The 6,129-nt window shown below is 74.7% G+C and carries 4 protein-coding genes and 1 pseudogene; 2 read left to right on the top strand and 3 right to left on the bottom strand.

Going from position 1 to position 6,129, the window contains the following annotated elements:
* Nucleotides 1–95 precede the first annotated feature (95 nt).
* The 3 genes and pseudogenes from I3F54_RS31600 to I3F54_RS31610 all read right to left on the bottom strand — a co-directional run.
* A pseudogene (locus tag I3F54_RS31600) lies at nucleotides 96–908 on the bottom strand (PP2C family protein-serine/threonine phosphatase); the annotation flags it as partial.
* A 295-nt stretch (nucleotides 909–1,203) separates the two neighbouring features.
* Nucleotides 1,204–2,085, bottom strand: coding sequence for a diacylglycerol kinase family protein (locus I3F54_RS31605; protein ID WP_240122365.1), 882 nt, complete (start codon nucleotides 2,083–2,085; stop codon nucleotides 1,204–1,206).
* Between the two features lie 121 nt (nucleotides 2,086–2,206).
* Nucleotides 2,207–3,802, bottom strand: a complete 1,596-nt coding sequence (locus I3F54_RS31610) for an FAD-binding oxidoreductase (RefSeq protein ID WP_240122366.1) — start codon at nucleotides 3,800–3,802, stop codon at nucleotides 2,207–2,209.
* A gap of 81 nt (nucleotides 3,803–3,883) precedes the next feature.
* On the opposite strand from I3F54_RS31610, the gene I3F54_RS31615 reads away from it, so the two are divergent.
* Together I3F54_RS31615 and I3F54_RS31620 are read left to right on the top strand one after the other, a co-directional pair.
* On the top strand, nucleotides 3,884–4,483 hold the full coding sequence (locus I3F54_RS31615) for a TetR/AcrR family transcriptional regulator (protein ID WP_240122367.1): 600 nt from the start codon (nucleotides 3,884–3,886) through the stop codon (nucleotides 4,481–4,483).
* Nucleotides 4,480–6,066, top strand: coding sequence for a glycerol-3-phosphate dehydrogenase/oxidase (locus I3F54_RS31620; protein WP_240122368.1), 1,587 nt, complete (start codon nucleotides 4,480–4,482; stop codon nucleotides 6,064–6,066). Before I3F54_RS31615 ends, I3F54_RS31620 begins: the two co-directional genes overlap by 4 nt.
* The last annotated feature ends 63 nt before the right edge of the window (nucleotides 6,067–6,129 follow it).

A 6,129-nucleotide genomic window follows, 5' to 3' on the forward strand; every position in this document is an offset into this window, starting at 1 on the left:
CCGCCGGTGCGTGGCGCGCCCCCGCTGTCGGGGCCCGTACGCACGCCGCGGCCCTCGTCGGCGGGCGGCGCGCTCCGGCCGCCCTGGGGCCCCTGGCCGTCGTGGCCGATGACGAGGACGGCCGCGTCGTCCGCGTGCCCGACGCGTTCGGCGCCCTTGATGACGGCCGCGGCCAGCGAGGACGCCTCCAGGCCGGCGACGGCGGCGACGCCCGCCAGCCGCACCACCTGGTCCAGTCCCTCGTCGAGGTTCATCGACGGCCCCTCCACGACACCGTCCGTGACCAGCACGAAGACTCCGCCCACGGTGAGCCGGTGGCACGTGACCGGGTAGGGCATCCCCGACGCGACGCCGAGGGGCGGTCCGGTCTCGTCGTCGAACATCCCGGACCGTCCGTCGGCCGTGGCCCACACACACGGAATGTGGCCGGCGCGGGCGCTCTCCAGCAGGCCGGTGGCCGGATCGAGGCGCATGAAGGTGCAGGTGGCGAAGAGGTCGGTGCCGAGGGCGAGCAGCAGCTCGTTGGTACGGGCCAGCAGGTCGCCGGGTTCGCCGGTGACGGAGGCCAGTGCACGCAGGCCGACCCTGACCTGGCCCATGAAGGCGGCGGCTTCGATGTTGTGCCCCTGGACGTCGCCGATCGAGAGCCCGATCCGGCCGTCGGGCAGCCGGAACGCGTCGTACCAGTCGCCGCCGACACTCAGACCGTGGGTGGCCGGCGTGTACCGCACGGCCAGACGGAAACCTTCGGCGGCTGGCAGGTCCCGCGGGAGCATGCCGCGCTGGAGGGCGATCGCCAGTTCGACCTGGGAGCGCTGGAGCTCGGCGCGCTCGCGCGCCTGGGCGGTCAGCGCGCCGAGCTTGGCGAGCAGCTCGTCGTCATCGTCCGGCGGACGCGTGCGGGACATGGATCACTCCGGCAGGACATGTGCCCGTCGACAGGGAGGACCCCTTTCTTGGGCAAAACCCCGGATTCTGCATTGAAAGGATGATAGCCACCCGAACGCAGCGGCGGACATCCGTGCTGCGGGAGCCGGGCGGTGGGTCGGAGCCCGGCAGCGCGTTTCCGGCGGCGGGCCGCGGGCGGCGCGGGCGGTCCGCCGCCCCGGTGGCCCTCCTCCGCTCGCCGGCCTCCGTTTCGGCGTGATCGTCATCGGGCACGGCCGGCGCCCGTTCGGCCCCGGTCCCGGGGCAGGCCGGCGCTCAGCCCAGCACGCGCAGCGCCCCGGGCAGGACCCTGGCCGTGACCGGGAGGGCGGCGTCGACCTCGCCGTCGGCACCGTAGGGGACGGTACGGTCGGCCTCGATGCGGATCTCCTTGGCACGCAGGACCCGCACCTGCGGACGGTCCAGGTGGGCGCCGGTGCCGAGGTCGTTCATGAGGGAGAAGAACAGCCGTTTGGGTGCCTCGGCGATCAGGACGACGTCCAGCAGTCCGTCGTCGATGCGGGCGTCGGGGGCGATGAGGCGCCCGGACCCGTAGTAGCCGGAGTTGGCGGCCACCACCGTGTAGCCGCGGTGGAGGTACTCCTCGCCGTCGAGGACGAGCCGGTAGCGCGCGGCACGCCAGCCGGTGACCGCGCGCAGGCCGCCGAGGTAGTAGTGGGCGGAGCCGCGCAGCAGGCGGGCACGGTTGGCGTACAGGTTGGCCAGGGCGTCGACGCCGGCGTAGACGCTGCCGAGCACGACGGTGCGGTCGTGCACGGCGGAGGTGACCTCGATGGTGTCGACGGGCCGCGGATCGGCGCGCAACAGCACCTCGGCCAGGTCCGAGGCGTCCGCGGGCAGCCCCAGGGCCCGGGCGAAGTCGTTGCCGCGACCCGCGGGGACGAGGCCGAACAGCGCGCCGGTGCCGCTGAGGGCTCCGCCGACTGCGCCGGTCATGCCGTCACCGCCGACGGCGAGCACCACGCGGCCCTGTTCCCCGGCGTCACGGGCGAGCTGCCGGGCATGGTCGAGGCTGCGGCTGTAGACGGTCTCCAGCTCGGCGCCGGCCTCGCGCAGCAGCCGCGCCACGCCGAGCAGGGCGGCGGCTCCGGCGGATGCCCCCGCCGTGGGGTTGACGACCGCGGTGAACTGTCGCATCGGTGCTGCCTCCGGGGCTGACGGACCGTGCCGGTGGTGGATGGGCGGTGACGGACGGACGGTGTACGGGCGGTGACGTCAGGACGGTGACGTCGGTGTGGTGATGGACGGGAGCGGTGGATCAGTCGGCCGGGAGGAGGACCCCGGGGTTGAGCAGGCCCGCCGGGTCCAGGCGGTGCTTGACCGCCTGGAGGGCGGCGACGCCGAGTTCCCCGGCCTCACGCAGGTACCAGTCGCGGTGGTCGGTGCCCACGCCGTGATGGTGGCTGATCGTGCCGCCCGCGGCCAGGATCGCTTCGTTGGCGGCGTGCTTGGCGTGCTCCCAGTGGGGCACGGGGTCCTCGCCCTGGGCGGACACCACGGTGAAGTACAGCGAGGCGCCGTTCTCGTAGACGTGCGAGATGTGGCACATGACCAGGGGCGGTGTACCGGCCGCGGTCAGGGTGCCGGTCAGCGCGTCGCGCACGGCCGCGTAGAGGCCGGGAATGCGGGACCAGAAGGCCGCCGTCTCCAGGGTCTCGGCGAACGCGCCGGCGTCCAGCAGGGAGTCGCGCAGGTAGGGCGCGGAGTAGCGGCCCTCGGCCCAGCGCCGTCCGGGATCGTCACCGAGGGGAGTGCCGCCGCACGCACTGAGGACGGCGGCTGCCTGCTCGCGGCGGAGCGCGGTGTCCTCCTCGGTCCCCTCGAAACCGACGACCGCCGTGCAGCCGGTCTCCTGCGGCGCACCGGAGGAGCCGATGGCCTCGGGCTGGGCCAGCCCGATGAGGGTCTCGGTCTCGTCCGACAGGCGCAGCACGGTGGGACGCGGACCGTCCTGGGCGAGCCGGCGCAGGGCGGCGGCGCCGGTGTCGAAGGAGCCGAAGCGCCAGCCCTCGTAGTGGCGGGCCTGCGGCCGGGGCCGGATGCGCACGGTCACGGAGGTGATGACACCGAACGCTCCCTCGGAGCCGAGCAGCAGCTGGCGCAGGTCGGGTCCGGCGGCGGAACGGGGGGCGCGCCCGGTGTCGAGGGTGCCCCCGGGGGTGGCGAGGGTCAGACCGAGCACCATCTCGTCGAAGCGGCCGTAGCCCGCGGAGGCCTGGCCGCTGGACCGGGTCGCGGCGAATCCGCCGATGGTGGCCCACTCGTAGGACTGGGGGAAGTGGCCGAGGGTGAAACCGTGCCCGGCCAGCAGCGCCTCGGCCTGCGGGGCGCGCAGGCCGGGTTGCAGGGTGGCGGTGCGGGAGACCGGGTCCAGGGCGAGCAGCCGGTCCATGCGGCGCAGGTCGAGCGCGACGAAGGACCGCGCGCGGGCCGGGGCGAGTCCGCCGACGACGGAGGTGCCGCCACCGAAGGGGACGACCGCGAGGCCGTGGTCGGCGCAGGCCCCGAGGAGGGCGAGGACCTCGTCGTGCGTGGCGGGCAGCACGACCCCCTCGGGGACGTCGTCGACGTCGCCCCGGCGGATGCGCAGCAGGTCGGGGGTGGACTTGCCGCGGGTGTGCCGGACGCGGGTCTCGGGGTCGGTGCGCACGTGGGCCGGGTCGCCGACCGCGGCGATCAGTGCCTCGTGGGCGGCCTTGTCCAGCCTCGGCTCGGGCACCGCAATGTCGCCGAGGGCGAGCGGTGCCGCCGTGCTCGGCGCGACGCCGAGCAGGTCGCGCAGCAGTCCGGTCACCGTCTCGGGCAGCGGCGCGGCCTTGGCGGGGTCGCCCCAGCCGTTCCACAGCATGTCCATGGTCGTCGTCCTCACCGGTCGGTCCGAGGGGTTTGCGTGGTGCAGGCCCCACGGGGGCGTCGGGGCGTTACACTGTGACACATGACGCCTATTCGTCACAAGGACTCGGAGAGCGATCCGGTGCTCGACGCGGTGCGCGACTGCGTACTGGCGGTCGGCGTGCGCCGCACCACCCTGACCGACGTGGCCCGCCGCGCGGGCGTCTCCCGGATGACGCTGTACCGGCGCTGGCCCGACGTGCGGTCCCTGGTCGGTGACCTCATGACCCGCGAGTGGATCGACGTGGCCGCCCGGGCCATGCCCGAACGCCGGCCGGGTCTCGACGCGCGCACGCTGATCGTCGAAGGACTGGTCGCGGGCGTCGCGGCCTTCCGCGCGCATCCGCTCTTCCGCAAGATCGTCGACGTCGATCCGGAGCTGCTGCTGCCCTATGTGCTGGACCGGCGCGGGGCGAGTCAGGAGGCACTGCTCGGGCTGCTCGCCCAGGCGCTGGAAGAGGGTCGCGCCGACGGATCCGTACGCGCCGGGCACACCGAGCGCCAGGCCCGGTCCCTGCTGCTGGTCGTGCAGTCCTTCACCCTGTCCCTGCGGACCATGACCGACGAGGACGACGCCGAGCTGAGCGCCCCGGCCTTCCTCGACGAGCTGCGGTCCCTTCTCGAGAGGACCCTCGCACCATGAGCTCCCACTTCCCCGAGGCGGCGCCGGGATCCTCCCTGTCCGCCGCGCGGCGCGCCCGTGAACTGACCCGGACCCTCGGCGGTCCCTCCGTGGACGTCCTGGTCGTCGGCCTCGGCGCGACAGGCGCCGGGGTGGCGCTGGACGCGGCGGCGCGCGGACTGACGGTCGCCGCCGTCGACGCGCACGACCTGGCCTTCGGCACCTCCCGCTGGAGCTCCAAGCTCATCCACGGCGGACTGCGCTACCTCGCCTCCGCGCAGCTGGACGTCGCCCACGAGAGCGCCGTCGAGCGCGGTGTGCTGATGGAGCGCACCGCGCCCCATCTGGTGCACGCCCAACCCTTCCTCCTGCCGCTCACCCCACTGGTCTCGCGCCCGCAGGCAGCACTCGCCCGGGCCGGCTTCCGGGCCGGGGACGCACTCCGCCTGGCGGCCCGTACGGCACGCGGCACGCTGCCGGCGCCGCGCCGGCTGTCCGCCGTCGAGACCCGGCACCTCGCCCCGGCCCTGCGGGCGGAGGGCCTGCGCGGCGGCCTGCTGTCCTGGGACGGCCGGCTCACCGACGACGCCCGGCTGGTGACCGCCCTCGCCCGGACCGCGGCGGCGCGTGGTGCGCGGATCCTGACCCGGGTGCGCGCGCTGGAGGTGACCGGTGGCGGCGCCCGGGTCCGGGACGAGATCACCGGCGAGGAGGGCGAGATCCGCGCCCGCGCGGTGATCAACGCCACCGGCGTGTGGGCGGGCGGCCTGGTCGACGGCATCCGCATCAGGCCCTCCCGCGGCACCCACCTGGTGCTGCGGGCCGAACTCCTGGGTCATCTGCGCACGGGCCTGCACATCCCGATCCCCGGGGAGACCAACCGGTTCGTCCTCGTGCTGCCACAGGGCGACGGCCGGGTCTACGTCGGGCTCACCGACGAACCCGTCGACGGCCCGGTCCCCGACGTTCCCGAGGTGCCCGAGACGGACATCGGTTTCCTGCTGGACGTGCTCGGCTCCGTGCTGGACGTGCCGGTGGGCCGGGAGGACGTCGTCGGCGCGTTCGCGGGCCTGCGCCCGCTGCTGGACACCGCCGGGCACGGGTCGGCCGGCACGCCGTCCAGGACCGCCGACATCTCACGCCGGCACGCCGTGCTGACCTCGCCGGACGGCGTCGTGACCGTGGTCGGCGGGAAACTCACCACCTACCGGCGCATGGCCGAGGACGCCGTCGACGCCGCCGTCGACGCCCGCGCCCTCACCGCGGGCCCCTCCCCCACCGCACGCCTGCCGCTCGTCGGCGCCGCCTCGCCCCGGACGCTGCGCGCCCTTCGGTCGCCGCGCCGGCTGGTCCGCCGCTACGGCACGGAGGCACCCGCGGTGCAGGCGCTGGCCGCGCAGACCCCCTCGCTCGGCGCTCGACTGCTGCCCGATCACCCCGTCACCGGCGCCGAGGTGCTGTGGGCCCTGCAGCACGAGGGGGCGCTCGACGAGTCCGACGTGCTGGACCGGCGTACCCGGATCGGTCTGGTGCCGAAGGATCGGGCCGCCGCCCTGGAGACGGTACGGGATCTGATGGACGGAGTACCGGCCCACCTCGGCTAGTGTCCTGAGTCTCGGAAGGGCTGCATAACTAGGGTTTGGGCTTCGGTAGGCGGTTCAAGTAGC

The organism is Streptomyces sp. MUM 2J (assembly GCF_022414535.1).
In the GTDB taxonomy this organism is placed as follows: Bacteria; Actinomycetota; Actinomycetes; order Streptomycetales; family Streptomycetaceae; genus Streptomyces.

Excerpts from the sequence above, each read along its gene's own strand:
- I3F54_RS31605 (WP_240122365.1), bottom strand. The coding sequence starts at position 2,085 with ATGCGACAGTTCACCGCGGTCGTCAACCCCACGGCGGGGGCATCCGCC.
- I3F54_RS31610 (WP_240122366.1), bottom strand. The coding sequence starts at position 3,802 with ATGGACATGCTGTGGAACGGCTGGGGCGACCCCGCCAAGGCCGCGCCG.
- I3F54_RS31615 (WP_240122367.1), top strand. The coding sequence starts at position 3,884 with ATGACGCCTATTCGTCACAAGGACTCGGAGAGCGATCCGGTGCTCGAC.
- I3F54_RS31620 (WP_240122368.1), top strand. The coding sequence starts at position 4,480 with ATGAGCTCCCACTTCCCCGAGGCGGCGCCGGGATCCTCCCTGTCCGCC.